Genomic DNA, 1,463 nt, shown 5'->3' with positions numbered 1-1,463 from the left:
CGCCAGGCGGCGCGGCCGGCCTCGACGGCAGGCGGAAGGCACGCGCCATCGCCACCGGTTCGCGCGCGTGCGCGACGGCGGAGTTGAGCAGGACCGCGTCGAAGCCCAGCTCCAGCGCCTGCGCGGCATGCGAGGGCGCGCCGAGTCCGGCGTCGATGATCAGTGTGGTGTCCGGCAGGCGTTCGCGCAGCGTGCGCAGCGCGAACGGATTCAGCAGGCCCTGGCCCGAGCCGATCGGCGCGCCCCAGGGCATCAGCAGCGGGCAGCCGGCGTCGAGCAGGCGACGGCAGCTGACGAGATCGTCGGTGCAGTAGGGAAACACGGTGAAGCCGTCGCGCACCAGCTGCGAGGCCGCCGTCAGCAGCTCGAACGGATCGGGCTGCAGCGTGTGCTCGTCGCCCACCACCTCGAGCTTGAGCCAGGGCGTGTCGTAGAGCTCGCGCGCCATGTGCGCCAGTTGCACGGCCTCGCGCGCGGTGCGGCAGCCGGCGGTGTTGGGCAGCAGGCGCGCGCCGGTGTCGCGCAGGGTCTGGCGGATGGTGGCGATGTAGCCGTTGTCGCCGGCCGCCGCGAGCGTGCGCTTGAGGCCCACGGTGACCACCTGCGTGCGCGCCGCACGCAGCGCGCCCTGCAGCACCGCCGGAGAAGGGTAGCCGGCGGTGCCGAGCAGGAAACGGCTGTGCAGGCGCACGCCGCCCACCTGCCAGGGATCGTCGTTGGCCATGTCGGCTGGCGGGGGGACGGCCGGGGTTGCTTGGGGCATGGGGAGGTCCTCGTGGAAAAGCGGTCGTGCGGGGATCGATGGGCTCAACCGCCGACGATGGGCTGGAACAGCAGGATCTCGTCGCCGTCCTGCAGCACGTGGCCGGCGCGCAGGCACGGGCGACGAACTCGCCGTTGACGGCGGTGGTGATGGCCTCGGGCGCTTGGCCGAGCAGGCGCAGCAGGTCGGCCAGCGTGCTGCCGCGCGCGAGCCGGCAGCCGCGGCCCTCGAGATGCACCGTGACCATCGTGTCCTCGTGTGCCGGCGGGCCGCTCATCGCTCGATCTCCGGTCCGGGCAGCGCGGCGTCGGCGCGCAGCCTTGCCCAGGCGGCCAGCGCGTCCTCCACCAGCGCCGGCGCCAGCAGCCAGCCGTGACGGAACAGGCCGTTGACGGCCACCCGCTGCGGCGTGACGTCGATGTGCGGCCGGTTGTCGGGCAGCGCCGGGCGCAGGTTGCGGTCGAGCCGCAGGATGCGTGACTCGGCCAGCGCCGGCATCACGCTGTGCGCGGCGGCCATCAGCTCGACGGCGCTGCGCAGCGACATCGGCGAACGGTCCTCGCTCTCGATCTCGGTCGCGCCCAGCAGCACGATGTCGCCGGGTCGCGGCACCAGGTAGACACGGTGCCGCGGGTGCAGCAGCCGCACCGGCCGCAGCAGGCCGTGCCGGGGGCGTGCAGCCACACGGTCTCGCCGCGCA

At 74.0% G+C, this 1,463-nt stretch carries 1 protein-coding gene and 1 pseudogene; both read right to left on the bottom strand.

What is annotated here, in order from left to right; all coding sequences use genetic code 11:
* Nucleotides 1–763: thiazole synthase (locus tag x551_RS22135; RefSeq protein ID WP_253950462.1), on the bottom strand; the 763-nt coding region annotated here is incomplete at its 3' end.
* 273 nt (nucleotides 764–1,036) lie between these two features.
* Nucleotides 1,037–1,463 (bottom strand): annotated as a pseudogene (locus tag x551_RS22130) (FAD-dependent oxidoreductase); the annotation flags it as partial.

Source organism: Methylibium sp. T29, assembly GCF_000576205.1.
In the GTDB taxonomy this organism is placed as follows: Bacteria; Pseudomonadota; Gammaproteobacteria; order Burkholderiales; family Burkholderiaceae_C; genus Methylibium; species Methylibium petroleiphilum.
This window is presented reverse-complemented; position numbering and strand designations above follow the sequence as displayed.